We start from the raw sequence: 12,614 nt of genomic DNA, 5'->3' as shown, positions 1-12,614 counted from the left end.
TCGTTTCCTCAGACTCCGCCGCCACCGGAGACGGTCGAGGAGCGCTGGGCGATCTTGTCGAAGAAGCCGTACTCCAGGCCCTCTTCTGCGGTGAACCACTTATCGCGGGCGTTGTCCTCCAGGATGGTCTCCACCGACTGCCCGGTCTGTTCGGCGGTCAGCTCAGCCATGACCTTCTTCATCTGCTGGATGAGGTCGGCCTGGATGCGCACATCGGACTCAGTACCGCCGATGCCGCCGGAGGGCTGGTGCATCAGGATGCGGGCGTGCGGGGTGGCGAAACGCTTACCCGGGGTGCCGGAGGAGAGCAAGAACTGCCCCATGGAAGCGGCCAAGCCGGTGGCCACGGTGACCACGTCATTGGGGATGAACTGCATGGTGTCGTAGATCGCCATGCCGGCGGTGACCGAACCGCCCGGGGAGTTGATGTACAGGTAGATATCGCGCTCGGGGTCCTCGGCGGAGAGCAGCAGCATCTGGGAGCAGATGGTGTTGGCGTTATCGTCACGCACCTCAGAGCCCAGCCAGATGATCCGCTCCTTGAGGAGCCGGTTGTAGATGTAGTTCTCCTGGGATGCCGGGTCCACGCTTGAGGCCGTGGGCAGCTGCTCAGACATCAGTTCCTCCATACGTCTATGACGGGTTCGTCTGCTACGACATTACTGGAGACAGCCGACATCGGGGCGCCGGCTGGCCCACTGTTCGCGGGGGGCAGAGTCCTCCCGCGGCCGCGCACATGTCGCGGCCGCTCTCGCTCGGCAAGGCTTTGCCGAGCTTCACACCTGAAGTCGCCACCTCGCTTCGCTCATGGCTCATGACTCTGTTAATGCCAGAACCCCGTCCATCAGGGATGAACGGGGTTCTCTGCGCTAAGACCTGCTTACTTGGTCTCGGAGTTTTCCTCGGCCTCATCGGCAGTCTCCTCGGCCTCTGCCGGGAGGTCAGCGGACTCAGGAGCCTCGGCGTCGCCGTCTTCCTCACCCTCGGAGGGCGGGGTGACGAAATCGGTGAGGTCAACCTCGTTGCCCTCGGTGTCCTTGACGGTGGCCAGCTCCAGAACCTTGGCCAGAGCCTTGCGACGGCGGACCTCGCCCATGATCATGGGCACCTGGCCGGCCTGGTCCAGCATCTGGGCGAACTGGTTGGGCTCCATGCCGTACTGCTGGGCAGTGGCGACGATGTACTCGATGATCTCGGCCTGCTCAACGCTGACTTCTTCCTTCTCAGCGATGAGGTCCAGGACGATCTCGTTGCGGAAGGCCTCTTTGGTCTGCTCGCGGATCTCGGCGCGGTGTTCCTCAGTGTCGTGGGAGTCGCCGGCCTGGTGGCCCTGGGAGGTGAAGTGCTGCTCGATCTGCTCTTCGACCACGGACTCAGGAACCGGGACCTCGACCAGACCCATCAGCTTCTCCAGGACCTTGTCGCGGGCCTCAACGCCCTGCTTCTCCAGGAGGCCGGCCTCAGCCTTCTCCCGGAGGTCATCCTTGAGCTCCTCGATGGTGTCGAACTCGGAGGCCATCTGAGCGAAGTCATCGTCTGCCTCGGGCAGCTCGCGCTCCTTCACCGCGGTGAGGGTGACCTTTACCGTGGCCTCTTCGCCGGAGTGCTCGCCGCCGGCCAGGGTGGTGTTGAAGGTGGCGTCCTCACCTGCGGAGAGGCCTTCAAGTGCCTCGTCCAGACCGTCGAGCATGGTGCCTGCGCCGACCTGGTAGCTCAGGCCGGTGGCGTTGTCGACCTCGTCCTCGTCAATGGTGGCGACGAGGTCAATGGTGACGAAGTCATCGTTGGCGGCGGGGCGCTCGACCTCCTTGAGGGTGCCGAAGCGGGAGCGCAGGGCGTCCAGCTCCTCCTGCACGGCGGCGTCGTCGGCCTCGTGCACACCGATCTCGACCTCAAGGCCGGAGTAGTCGGGCAGCTCAACGGTGGGCTTGATGTCCAGCTCGCCGGAGAACTTCAGGACACCTTCGTTGGTCTTGGTGTCGGGGATCTCCTCGACCTCAACCTCGGGGCGGGACAGCGGGCTGATCTCAGCCTCTGCCAGACCCAGCTGGTAGAACTCCTGGAGTCCGTCGTTGATGGCCTGCTGGATCACGGCTTCGCGGCCGAACCGCTGGTCGATGATCGGCGCGGGGACCTTGCCCTTACGGAAGCCGGGGATCTGAACCTGGTTGGCGATGGACTTATATGCCGCCTTGATCTTGGGCTCGAGTTCCTCGCTGGACACCTCGACAGTGAGCTTTACTCGAGTCGGGTTCAGTTCTTCGACGGTGCTCTTGACCACGTATGGGCTCCTGATACTGCTCGTTTTTGAATACGGCCATCTGACACTGTCGGGGCGACAGGATTTGAACCTGCGACCTCCTGCTCCCAAAGCAGGCGCTCTACCAAACTGAACTACACCCCGGAGGTATCTGATCCTGCTAACACCTGCGGGCAGGCGTACGCATGAACCGGTACACAATACCGTGCCGAAGCCGATGATCGCGAATCCCACCTATTATCCGCTAAACACTCCCCCAGCAGGAACCCCTGCCGACTGAGTATTTTCGGGCTTTTCGGCACCCTGCGCGGTGGTCTTTAATAGAGAACGACGACGCCCTCGCCCCAGTAGGGCGAAGGTCACAGTCATTTCGATTTGGCAGCTAGGCAGAAGTGCTGTTAGGCTTTTCTGTCGTTGCCCTGAGAGTTCTGAGGGCACAGATCGCAGTGATTTACCAAGGGCCGCTAGCTCAACTGGCAGAGCATCAGACTCTTAATCTGCAGGTTCCGGGTTCGAGTCCCGGGCGGCCCACTTTCAACTGCTTTATCGTTCTACAGTATCCATGAAGTGATCTAAGAAACTGTAGAAATCTTCCACATCCAGCCCCTGATGCAACGGGGTCTGGGGTGTCTGCTCAAACACCACCTCCGGCTGGATATCCAGCTTCACCCGGCGGCCGGTGGACAGCGCAATCTCAACTGATGACCCCTGAGCGGCCATGCCGGCCAGATTGGTCATATTCACCAGCACCGGAACCTTGGGCGCGACTGCGTCGTCGTCGTTGTTTGGCGGCAGCACAGTATTGAGGTCCACCGGGCAGAGGACCATTTCGGCAGGTTCCCGGCGATATCCCACCAACAGATGAGTGGCCTGTTGAACTTCTTCCTGTGCGGAGGGGCCCTCTGACAGGCTGCCCTCCCCCACTGTTTCACCCGGCTGGGCGCCGGGTTCATTGGTGGCAAAGAGCAGGTTGTATGAGCCGAAGTTCATCACGGAGGCGTCGAAGACGGCACGCAGGGCAGCAACGATCTGCTCCTCGGCCTGACCGCGCTCTGTTTGGATGACCACGGTCACAGTCTAGGGGTCATAGATCACGCGCAGATAAAGTGGCGGGGTACCGAATTTACTCTCGCGATACTTCAGGAGTCTTCACTATGACCAACCGTCTGGAACCAGGTCAGACAGCCCCCGATTTCACCCTCACCGCTCATGACGGCAGCACTGTCTCGCTGGCTGATTTCCGGGGCAAGTCCAAGGTGATCGTCTACTTCTACCCCAAGGCCTCAACTCCCGGCTGCACCACTCAGGCCTGCGATTTCCGCGATTCGCTGGATTCGCTGCAGGCTGCCGGCTACCAGGTTCTGGGCATCTCCCCTGATCCGGTCTCGGCCCTGGAGAAGTTCACCGATAATCAGGGCCTGACTTTCCCGCTGCTCTCGGATGAGGATCATGCAGTGGCTGAGAGCTACGGCGCCTGGGGCGAGAAGAAGAACTACGGCAAGGTCTACGAGGGGCTGATTCGCTCCACCGTTGTGGTCGGCGAGGACGGCACTGTGGAGCTGGCCCAGTACAACGTGAAGGCCACCGGGCATGTGGCCCGGCTGCGGGACAAGCTGGGCGCATAACCCCCTCTCCCGCAGCTCGGACCAGGGCTTAGCCGTTGTTGATGTCGTCAATAATGGCGTCGACGGCCTCATCGGAGTTCTCCAGGACCTCATCGAGGTGTTCGCCTGGGGTCTCCGGTGAGTCGTCGCAGGCAGTCAGTGCCACCAGTCCGACAATGGACAGGGCGGCCATCAGTTTCGGGGCGGGGCGTGTGGTGATTGCGCTCATCACGGTCTCCGATTCATAACTCGATGCCGATGCCGCCTGTGTGGCCACATCGTGTGGACAGCCATGAGTCGCAGCCCGGGCCCGATAAGTTGCATCGAATTTTCTAGTGCCTGGAGACCTCGGAATCACGGGCACCTGGTGAGCGCTGTAGAATAGTGCGCTGGCACTGCCGGGGCGAGGCCCCGCAGAGGGCCAGTTCGCGCGAGTGGCGGAATTGGTAGACGCGCTGGATTTAGGTTCCAGTGTCTTTGACGTGCGGGTTCAAGTCCCGCCTCGCGCACCAGATGGTACGTGTTCGAACTAACACGAACCAATAGGTCTGCATTAGCAGGCGAGTTGGCTGAGAGCAGTTGAACGAAGAGGGAGCCTGCCCGGTTGGAGGCTCCCTTTTCTGTTTCGTGCTGGAGGTAGATCTTCGGCTGTGGCCGGTTGTCTTGGTGTTGGGTCTTGGCCTGAGTGCCGCGCCAGCTGTTGTAGGCGCTCTGAGCAGCGAGTAGGTCCTTGAACGGCTCGGCGATCTCGACGTCGACTACTTCGTCTTCTCGGATGAAGATGCGGGTGAAGATGGCTTGGTTGAGGCGGCGTCGGACTTCGTCTTGGGCGTGCATGTAGAGGTCCTGGATGTCGCGGAGGAATTCCATGGTTACGCGGATGAAGTGTTTGGATCATCTCGTCGTGGGACGGTCGAGCTCCTTGGCGAAAAACGCTGAAGCAGACTTCAGAATCTCGTTAGCACGCTTGAGTTCCTTGTTTTCTCTGCGCAACCGGCGCAGCTCCTCGATCTCATCGGTGCTCATCCCAGCTGCCTCACCGGCATCACGACGGGCTTGTTTGAACCAGTTATTCAGCGTGTGGGCAGAGACGCCAAGCTTCTCACCGACCGCCTGGGCAGCACCCCAAATTGATGAATTCTCGATGCGGCGGTGGTCTTCCATCATCCGCAGCGCCCGGTCCCGGAACTCAGCAGGGTAAGGCTTCTGGTGGGTGGTCATAGTTCAATCCTCCTTGAACGGGTAGGACGGAACAACACCCAGTACGGTTCAATCCTTGTATCCGACGCTTGCGGACTGACCACCTTCACCAAAGACCTCTTCGCAAGCCGCGGCCTACCGATGCGAATGTATCCCGGACAGGCCATGAGCTATCAATTGCTGGAAGAATGGTCCACGCTCGGACTCGGGGCCGCCTTGCTGCCCGCATCCCGTGTCAGCAATGCAACGCCGCGCCGCGTGACCGACGCCGGATTGGACGTAGAAATCTTCTACGAAGCGGTGTGGGACCCTGCCTCAGGACTCTCAGCTGCTATCAGCACTATCATTGAGCGGTTTCAATGAAATGCGTTCCCTTCAAGGCTTGGACCGGTTTGTGTCATGAGAGGGTGAGGAAGAGTTTCTCGAGTTCCTCCACGGTGAGGCCGTCTTCGTCTTCGGCTGCCGATTTTGGGTCTGTGATGCAGTACTGCATGGCGCCGGAGATGATCATGAAGCCAGCACGATCAAGAGCTGTGGAGACCGCGGCCAACTGGGTGACGACCTCGCGGCATGAGCCGTTGTTCTCCACCGAATTGATGACCGAGTCCAGCTGACCTCGGGCACGTTTGAGCCTGTTAAGGATCTTGCGCTGAGTCTCCGCGTCTGCGTTACGCATGTGGGTCCTTCCGGTGCCTTGGATCAGAGAATGAGGATACGACGAATGATAGTCCCATGATTCTGCAGGGCGGGGTCAGCCGGAAGCGAGCTGGGTCCGGACTTCGTTCATATCGAGGGCTTTGATGGACTCGATAAGTTCGTGGAGACCAGCCGGGGCCAGAGCGCCGGGCCGTGAGTACACCAACACGCCGTCGCGGAACGCCATCAGTGTAGGTACTGAGGTGATCTTCGCAGCTGAGGCCAGGGCAGGTTCGGCCTCGGTGTCCACCGAGGCGAACATGATCTCAGGATGTTCGGCAGCGGCACCTTCGAAGACCGGGGCGAAGGCGCGGCACGGGCGGCACCACTCGGCCCAAAAGTCCACCAGGACGACGCCGTCCTGGTGGATGCTGCTGGCGAAGGTGTGCTGGTTCAGGGCATGGACAGCCGTCATGATGAAGTTCCTTCTGTTTAGGTGAGTTCCAGGGTGAGTACAAGCCCGCCCATGATCAGGACAAAGACCCCGAAGGCTTTGCGCAAAGCAGTCTCCGGAATGTGGTTGGTGAACCGTGATCCCAGCAGTGCTCCGATGACTGCTGCGCCAGTGACCAGTAGGATGAGCGGCCAATCCAGGGTGACGGCAGTCAGGTAGCCCCCTAGGCCGGCCACTGACTTCATGGTGATCACCACCAGGGAGGTGCCCACTGCTGCGGACATGGGCAGGCCGGCGAGCAAGGCCAAGGCGGGAACTACAAGGAAACCGCCGCCTGCACCCACCATGCCCGTCACCAGGCCGACGATCAGCCCGTCGGCCAGGATGCGCCACCTGCGCAGGGAGGAGTGCTCCCCACCCGGAGAGGATGTAGGGACGGCCTTCCGGCGGCGCAGCATGGCCGCTGCGGTGACAAGCATCATGAGCGCGAAGGCGATCATCAGCACCGTTCCAGGGATCCGGCTGCCGATCAGTCCTCCGGCGAAGGCGCCGAACATGCTGGCGGTTCCGAACAGCGCGCCGATCCTCCACCGGACGTTGCCGCGGCGTGCATGGCTGATCAGACTCACTGCTGAGGTGACAGCGACTACGAACAGTGAGCCCGCGACTGCTTCCCGCGGCTCCATCCCGGCCACATAAGTCAACAGCGGGACCGCCAGGATGGAGCCGCCGCCACCCAGCAGGCCCAATGAGACACCGATGAGCACTGCTAGGCCGACGATAACTACAGTCACAGGCTCCATGGAGGTCTCACAGTGTGCCGGTGATGTCAGGAATATCCCGAAGCGCGGACTCCAGGGTGGGGTCTGCTGCGGTTCTGTTCCAGGGCATCCGGCTCAGCGCGTAGGACATGCCGCAGGTGTTGGTCGCTGCGGCGAAGATCAGCCCAGAGCCGACGCCGAAGGAGAGCCACTTCAACTTCGGGCTGACGAAGTGGCTGGCGAGGATGCCCGTAGCCACCAGGACCCCGGCTCCCATGCGGACTTGTCGTTCCATCTCCCATCGTTGGGTTCCCCGCATCAGCTCTCCGCCTGCCTGCACATAGGCGTTGATGCCGCCGTTGAGCATGTGGAGGCGGTCAGTCCCCGCTTGGGACAGGGCCTGTGCGGCCTGCTGGCTGCGCGCACCAGATTGGCAGAGCAGCATGACCTCCTCTGGCAGCGAGGAGGCCACAGCGGAGGGGTTCTTCTGGAGCAGATTCAGCGGCAGGTTTCGTGAGCCCTTGATATGAGCAGCTTCGAATTCCGCTGGTGTGCGGACATCGATGAGCACTTGAGGTGCAGAAGGGTCGCCCTGAAGCAGATCCTCAGGAGCACAATATGTGACAGTCATAGTCAGCCTTTCGTCAGTGGAGTAGGAGATCAGCGGTCCGTGTGCTCAAGCCAAGCGTTGTAGCTGCCTTCCAACTCGAGGACCCGGTAGCCCTCTCGACGAAGGGCGCTGGCTGCGACGGAGTTGCGCCTCCCGGATTGGCAGTAAGAGATGATCGTGGCGTCCTTCGGCAGCTCGTCCAGGTGCCAGAGCACCTTGCCGGCGCTGAGGTTCTGCGCCTTGGGGATATGGCCGCTTGCGTATTCGGCGGCACTGCGAACATCGAGCAGCACATCCGCCTCGACTGCGGCGAGCTCCTCCGGGGGGACGGTTGCCGGGGTGAGCCTCGGAAGGCCTTCGAGACTGCTGATGTAACCGGCATGGTGATCAATCCCGACTCGGATCAGGTGGGCCCGCAGTCGGTGCGCCTCATCCTGGTCGGCGGCCAGCAGCACCAAGGGGCGGCTCTCCCGCTCTGGGTCATAGGCCCATGCGCCGAAGCTGGCAGGCTTATCACTGGGGATATTCAGAGCCCCGAGCGCGGTGCCGGTATGCACCTGCTGGTGGGGGCGGGTGTCGACCACGATGAGCTCATCGGTCTCGACTCCGGCCGCCACCTGATGGGTCGGAAGTTCCTCGAGGTCTGATAGCTGGCCCAGAATCGCCGGGCCTGTCTTGTTCTGCCGCTTCATCCGCCCGAAATAGGCGTGGGCATCCGGTTGGCCTTCCAGCAGCTGCTGGACGAATCCAGCCTCGTCATCGTTGTCAAGATAAGGTGACCACCAGGCATTGGCCCGTTCATAGCCCACTGTCGTGGCCGGCAGGGCACCCAGCGATTTTCCGCAGGCGCTACCGGCACCATGACCGGGGTAGACCAATACGTGGTCTTCCATCCCAGCAAAAACGTTCTTCAGGCTGTTGAAGAGCTGCTTCGCTCCCGCATATCGAGTATCGACACCGCCGGCAGCCTCATCCAGCAGATCCGGCCGCCCGAGTTCCCCGGCGAACACGAAGTCGCCCGAGAGGACGTAACCCGGCTGATCACTGAACGCACCATCAGTGATCTCGAAGACCAGGTGTTCCGGAGTATGGCCAGGGGTATGCCGAGCCCTGATCGTGATGTTTCCGATAGTGATCGCATCACCGTCATAAAGGCGATGGGCGTCGAATCCGTATTGCCAATCATCGTCCCCCTCACCGGAGACATAGAGCTCAGCACCCGTCGCCGAAGCCAGCTCTCGACTTCCCGAGAGATAGTCGGCATGGATATGGGTCTCGGTGACGCCCACGATCTTCATCTCGTGGCGCCGAGCAAGATCCAGGTACTCGGCGATGTCACGGCGTGGGTCGACCACCACCGCCTCATTCTCAGCCTGACAGCCGATCAAGTAGCTGGCCTGTGCCAGGTCTTCGTCATAGATGCGTTCCAGTAGCATTGCGCCTCCCATGATTAGCTCCTATATACCCCGTAGGGTATGTAGAACATCCTGCCATATACCCCCCGGGGTATGCAAAAAAGGTTTTTCATCCCCGAGGATTCGGCCGGTGCTCAGCGGCCACTGTGAAGGCCCCTAGCCTCTCCAATGCGGCGATAGCGGTGAGCATGCAGGTCAGGGCCACAATGGTCCGGTAGTCGATATAACCCAGGTAGTGCTCATCCGGGGTGACGAGGAAGCAGCTGAGCACTGCCAGCAGCACCGCGAAGCAGGCGAATGCATTACTGGTGATCCATCGGCGGGCTGCCACGGGATTTATCGTTGCACACACCACGGTCTCACTTGGACCTGACCCCGGTGGCGACAGTTATACTGGATCGCCGTGACCCACCTCAGCCGACGGGGCTTCCTCGGCGCCTCCTCCGCAGCCACTACCGCAGCTGCCTATCTCTTCACCGGCGCCACCCCTGGACCTCAGGAGGGCGCTGAAGGCAGTACCGAGGACGAGGCCGCAGCCCAGGAATCCACTGATGCCTCCGGCGCTATCACCATCGCCTCTACCTCAGCACCGGCATCTCTCGACCCGGGCCTGGCCACCGACACTGAGACCGAACGCATCTGTCGGCAGATCTTCGAGCCCCTGGTCGGCATCGATAAGGACACCGGCAATGTCTCCCCGCTGCTGGCCTCAGACTGGGAGGTCAGCTCCAATGGCCAGGTCTACACCTTCGCCCTGCGCCGCGGTGTGACCTTCCATGACGGCAGCGAGCTCGATGCCGAAGTCGTGGTGCAAAACTTCCAGCGCTGGGGACGGTTGGACTACCTCTACGGCACCAATGCCATGCACCGTTCCACTCCCCTGGCCTTCCCCTCGGTCTTCGGCGGGTTCATGGGCTCAGCCGACTGTGTACTGGAATCAGTCGAAGCCCTTGATGAGCGCACTGTGGAGCTGCGCCTGTCCGAACCGGTGGTCTACCTCCTGCAGGCACTGACCCTGCCTGCCTTCGGGATCATCTCCGGTGAGCTGCTCACCGATATCGACCCCACCCGGGTGGACCGCGCACCTGCCGGCACTGGCCCCTACGAGCTGGCCGAGCGTGAGAACGGCGCCGTGGCTCTGGAGGCATTCGGCGGCTACTGGGGCAGTAACAGCGGGCCCGAACGTGTTGTGGTGCAACCGCTGCCGAAGTCCTTCGACCGGCTGCGCGAGCTGCAGCGCGGGGCGGTGGATGTCTATGACTACATCACCGCCGATAACCTCCGCTCCCTAGTCCAGGCCGGTCGGCTCTACCTGCAGCGTGATCCCTTCTCTGTGATCTATATGGGGATCAACACGACCCACCCGATCCTCTCCGACTTCGACATCCGCCGGGCGGCTGCCCGCGCCATCGACCGCCAGTCGCTGGTGAACCAGCTGTTCCTGGACGGCTCCCGTGCCGCATTCCAGTTCACCCCTGCAGCATTGGCAGTGCATTCCGACGACGCCGTGCGCCACAGTTACAACCCCCAGTTGGCTCAGGAGCTACTGGAGGAATCCGATTACGACGGCGAACCCCTGGACTTCTACTACCCGATCACCACCACTCGCAGTTACCTGCCCCGCCCCGAGGCGGTCTTCGCCTCCGTGGCCGCGGATCTGACTGCCGCCGGGTTCAATATCCGGCCCCGGCCAGTGCCCTGGGATGAGGGATATGTGGATCAGATGCTCAATGATTCCGACCGCGCCTTCCACCTGCTGGGCCGCAATGGCGGGTTCCGCTCCCCGCATTCCTTCTTCGCACCTCTTTTCCGCCAGCCCAACCGCGAGTTCAACTTCACCAATGAGACTGTCAATGATCTCTTGGACTCCGCTCGCGCCGAGGATGACGAGGAGCAGCGCACCACCTACTACCAGCAGGTCGCCGATGAGCTGCAGGAGCAGCTGCCGGCAGTACCGCTGGCGTACCCCATCTCAGCCCTGGCCCTGGGATCCTCAGTGCGGGATTACCCAATGTCCCCGGTGCTCAACGAACGGTTCGCCGACATTGAGCTCACCGAGACCTGAGGTCAGCTGCGGCGTCGTCTTGAATTTCTTCACCGGTGACCCGCGGCGGTAGAGTCAAAGCCGAATCCTTGCCCGTAGTCAAAACTCTTGAGGAGCCCTGCAGTGAGCGAGTCACCGTCGACTGATGCATCCCAGCGATTCGATGTGATCCTGATTGGGGCCGGCATCATGTCGGCCACCCTTGGTGCATTGTTGAAGGAGCTACAGCCGGACTGGGAGATCGGGCTCTTTGAGAAGCTCGACAGCGCCGGACAGGAATCCTCCGACCCTTGGAACAACGCCGGTACCGGCCACACCGCCTACTGCGAGCTGAACTACACTCCCCGCGGTGCCGATGGCTCCATCTCCACAGCCAAGGCCGCCGGTATCGCCGAGCAGTTCCATGTCTCCCGTCAGCTGTGGTCGCACTGGGTGGATGAGGGCACACTGGGCAGCCCCCGAACCTTCATCAACGCCCTGCCGCATGTCAGCTTCGTCTGGGGGGATAAGAACTCCCAGTACCTGCGCGACCGCTATGAGGCCATGAAGGCTGAACCGCTGTTCTCGCATATTGAGCACACTGAGGATCTCGACGAGATCGGCAAATGGGCTCCGCTGCTCACCGGGGGACGCGATCCTCAGCAGAAGGTTGCCGCCTCTCAGTTCAGCGATGGCACCGATGTCGATTTCGGGGCGATCACCCGTCAGCTGGTCGGCCAGCTGGAGTCCCAGGGTGTGGACCTGCGCTACAGCAGCGAGGTCACCAATATCAACCGTGGCACTGACGGCCGCTGGGAGCTGAAGGTCAAGAACAAGGCAGGTGGCCAGAAGTACACCGCCAGCGCGCGGTTCGTCTTCGTCGGCGCCGGCGGCGGTGCCCTGAGCCTCCTGCAGGCCTCCGGCATCGACGAGATCAAGGGCTTCGGCGGCTTCCCGGTCTCCGGACAGTTCCTGCGCGCCACCGACTCCGCAGTTGCCGAACAGCATCACGCGAAGGTCTACGGCCTGGCCTCGGTGGGTGCCCCGCCGATGTCGGTACCGCATCTGGACACTCGTTTCGTCGAGGGACGCCGCTCCCTGATGTTCGGCCCCTTCGCCGGTTTCTCCACCAATTTCCTGAAGTCCGGTTCCTACTTCGATCTGCCCTCCTCGGTCCGGCCGCATAACCTGCTGCCGATGATGCAGGTCGGCGCCGCCAACACCTCCCTGGTGACTTACCTCGTCAAAGAGGTCACCAAGTCCCACAAGAAGAAGGTCGGCGCCCTGCAGGACTTCTACCCTGAGGCTGTCGGTGACCAGTGGGAGCTCATCACCGCTGGTCAGCGTGTTCAGGTGATGAAGAAGAACGAAAAGGGCAAGGGCGTTCTGCAGTTCGGCACCGAGCTGGTCACCGGCTCCGGCGGTTCCATCGCTGGGCTGCTGGGCGCCTCCCCCGGTGCCTCCACTGCGCCCTCGATCATGCTGAAGCTGCTTGAACGCTGCTTCCCCTCCCAGCTGGAGGGCTGGCGGCCGAAGCTGGAGCAGATGGTGCCCTCCTATGGCCGGCTGCTCAACGAGGACCCCAAGCTGCTCGAAGAGGTCGTGGCCTCCACCAGCCGCACCCTGCAGCTGGACGACTGATCCCGCAGAA

General features: G+C 61.8%; 15 protein-coding genes and 3 tRNA genes. 6 read left to right on the top strand and 12 right to left on the bottom strand.

Annotated elements, in window-relative coordinates; all coding sequences use genetic code 11:
• Positions 1-8 precede the first annotated feature (8 nt).
• From HGQ17_RS11345 to HGQ17_RS11335, 3 genes are all read right to left on the bottom strand, one after another.
• Positions 9-617 carry an ATP-dependent Clp protease proteolytic subunit gene (locus HGQ17_RS11345; RefSeq protein ID WP_211090612.1) on the bottom strand — a complete coding sequence of 203 codons (609 nt, stop codon included), beginning with the start codon at positions 615-617 and terminating at the stop codon, positions 9-11.
• Positions 618-880: 263 nt separating this feature from the next.
• Positions 881-2,281: a trigger factor gene (gene tig / locus HGQ17_RS11340; RefSeq protein ID WP_168888052.1), complete on the bottom strand. Its 1,401-nt coding sequence runs from the start codon at positions 2,279-2,281 to the stop codon at positions 881-883.
• 49 nt (positions 2,282-2,330) lie between these two features.
• A tRNA-Pro gene (locus HGQ17_RS11335) sits at positions 2,331-2,404 on the bottom strand.
• A 314-nt stretch (positions 2,405-2,718) separates the two neighbouring features.
• Here HGQ17_RS11335 and HGQ17_RS11330 point away from each other — a divergent pair.
• Positions 2,719-2,791: transfer RNA gene (locus tag HGQ17_RS11330), tRNA-Lys, on the top strand.
• A 12-nt stretch (positions 2,792-2,803) separates the two neighbouring features.
• Here HGQ17_RS11330 and HGQ17_RS11325 read toward each other — a convergent pair.
• Positions 2,804-3,328, bottom strand: a complete 525-nt coding sequence (locus HGQ17_RS11325; protein WP_168888051.1) for a hypothetical protein — start codon at positions 3,326-3,328, stop codon at positions 2,804-2,806.
• 86 nt (positions 3,329-3,414) lie between these two features.
• Here HGQ17_RS11325 and bcp point away from each other — a divergent pair, with 86 nt between their 5' ends.
• Positions 3,415-3,885: a thioredoxin-dependent thiol peroxidase gene (gene bcp / locus HGQ17_RS11320; RefSeq protein WP_168888050.1), complete on the top strand. Its 471-nt coding sequence runs from the start codon at positions 3,415-3,417 to the stop codon at positions 3,883-3,885.
• A gap of 28 nt (positions 3,886-3,913) precedes the next feature.
• On the opposite strand, the gene HGQ17_RS11315 is transcribed toward bcp, so the two are convergent.
• Entirely contained in the window at positions 3,914-4,093 is a 180-nt protein-coding gene (locus tag HGQ17_RS11315; RefSeq protein WP_168888049.1) for a hypothetical protein, read from the bottom strand.
• A gap of 199 nt (positions 4,094-4,292) precedes the next feature.
• On the opposite strand from HGQ17_RS11315, the gene HGQ17_RS11310 reads away from it, so the two are divergent.
• Positions 4,293-4,376, top strand: a tRNA-Leu gene (locus tag HGQ17_RS11310).
• A 382-nt stretch (positions 4,377-4,758) separates the two neighbouring features.
• Here the strand turns inward: HGQ17_RS11310 and HGQ17_RS11305 are convergent.
• Entirely contained in the window at positions 4,759-5,085 is a 327-nt protein-coding gene (locus HGQ17_RS11305) for a transposase (protein ID WP_168888048.1), read from the bottom strand.
• Positions 5,086-5,229: 144 nt separating this feature from the next.
• On the opposite strand from HGQ17_RS11305, the gene HGQ17_RS11300 reads away from it, so the two are divergent.
• Positions 5,230-5,427, top strand: a complete 198-nt coding sequence (locus HGQ17_RS11300; protein WP_168888047.1) for a hypothetical protein — start codon at positions 5,230-5,232, stop codon at positions 5,425-5,427.
• Between the two features lie 34 nt (positions 5,428-5,461).
• On the opposite strand, the gene HGQ17_RS11295 is transcribed toward HGQ17_RS11300, so the two are convergent.
• The 6 genes from HGQ17_RS11295 to HGQ17_RS11270 form a co-directional block, all read right to left on the bottom strand.
• The gene (locus HGQ17_RS11295; protein ID WP_168888046.1) at positions 5,462-5,740 is read right to left on the bottom strand and encodes a metal-sensitive transcriptional regulator; all 279 of its coding nucleotides are present in this window, start codon (positions 5,738-5,740) and stop codon (positions 5,462-5,464) included.
• Between the two features lie 75 nt (positions 5,741-5,815).
• Positions 5,816-6,175 (bottom strand): thioredoxin family protein, encoded by a 360-nt coding sequence (locus HGQ17_RS11290; RefSeq protein WP_168888045.1) that lies wholly within the window; start codon positions 6,173-6,175, stop codon positions 5,816-5,818.
• A gap of 17 nt (positions 6,176-6,192) precedes the next feature.
• On the bottom strand, positions 6,193-6,957 hold the full coding sequence (locus HGQ17_RS11285) for a sulfite exporter TauE/SafE family protein (protein ID WP_168888044.1): 765 nt from the start codon (positions 6,955-6,957) through the stop codon (positions 6,193-6,195).
• A gap of 7 nt (positions 6,958-6,964) precedes the next feature.
• Positions 6,965-7,546, bottom strand: coding sequence for a rhodanese-like domain-containing protein (locus tag HGQ17_RS11280; RefSeq protein ID WP_168888043.1), 582 nt, complete (start codon positions 7,544-7,546; stop codon positions 6,965-6,967).
• Between the two features lie 29 nt (positions 7,547-7,575).
• Positions 7,576-8,961, bottom strand: coding sequence for an MBL fold metallo-hydrolase (locus tag HGQ17_RS11275; RefSeq protein ID WP_168888085.1), 1,386 nt, complete (start codon positions 8,959-8,961; stop codon positions 7,576-7,578).
• 88 nt (positions 8,962-9,049) lie between these two features.
• Positions 9,050-9,271, bottom strand: a complete 222-nt coding sequence (locus HGQ17_RS11270; protein WP_168888042.1) for a hypothetical protein — start codon at positions 9,269-9,271, stop codon at positions 9,050-9,052.
• Positions 9,272-9,343: 72 nt separating this feature from the next.
• On the opposite strand from HGQ17_RS11270, the gene HGQ17_RS11265 reads away from it, so the two are divergent.
• Positions 9,344-11,005 (top strand): ABC transporter substrate-binding protein, encoded by a 1,662-nt coding sequence (locus tag HGQ17_RS11265; RefSeq protein ID WP_168888041.1) that lies wholly within the window; start codon positions 9,344-9,346, stop codon positions 11,003-11,005.
• A gap of 102 nt (positions 11,006-11,107) precedes the next feature.
• Positions 11,108-12,604: a malate:quinone oxidoreductase gene (locus HGQ17_RS11260; RefSeq protein WP_168888040.1), complete on the top strand. Its 1,497-nt coding sequence runs from the start codon at positions 11,108-11,110 to the stop codon at positions 12,602-12,604.
• Positions 12,605-12,614: the final 10 nt, after the last annotated feature.

The sequence above is a fragment of the Nesterenkonia sedimenti genome (genome assembly GCF_012641515.1).
In the GTDB taxonomy this organism is placed as follows: Bacteria; Actinomycetota; Actinomycetes; order Actinomycetales; family Micrococcaceae; genus Nesterenkonia; species Nesterenkonia sedimenti.
Note: the sequence above shows the minus strand (reverse complement) of the source record. Positions and strands in the feature narration are given on the sequence as shown.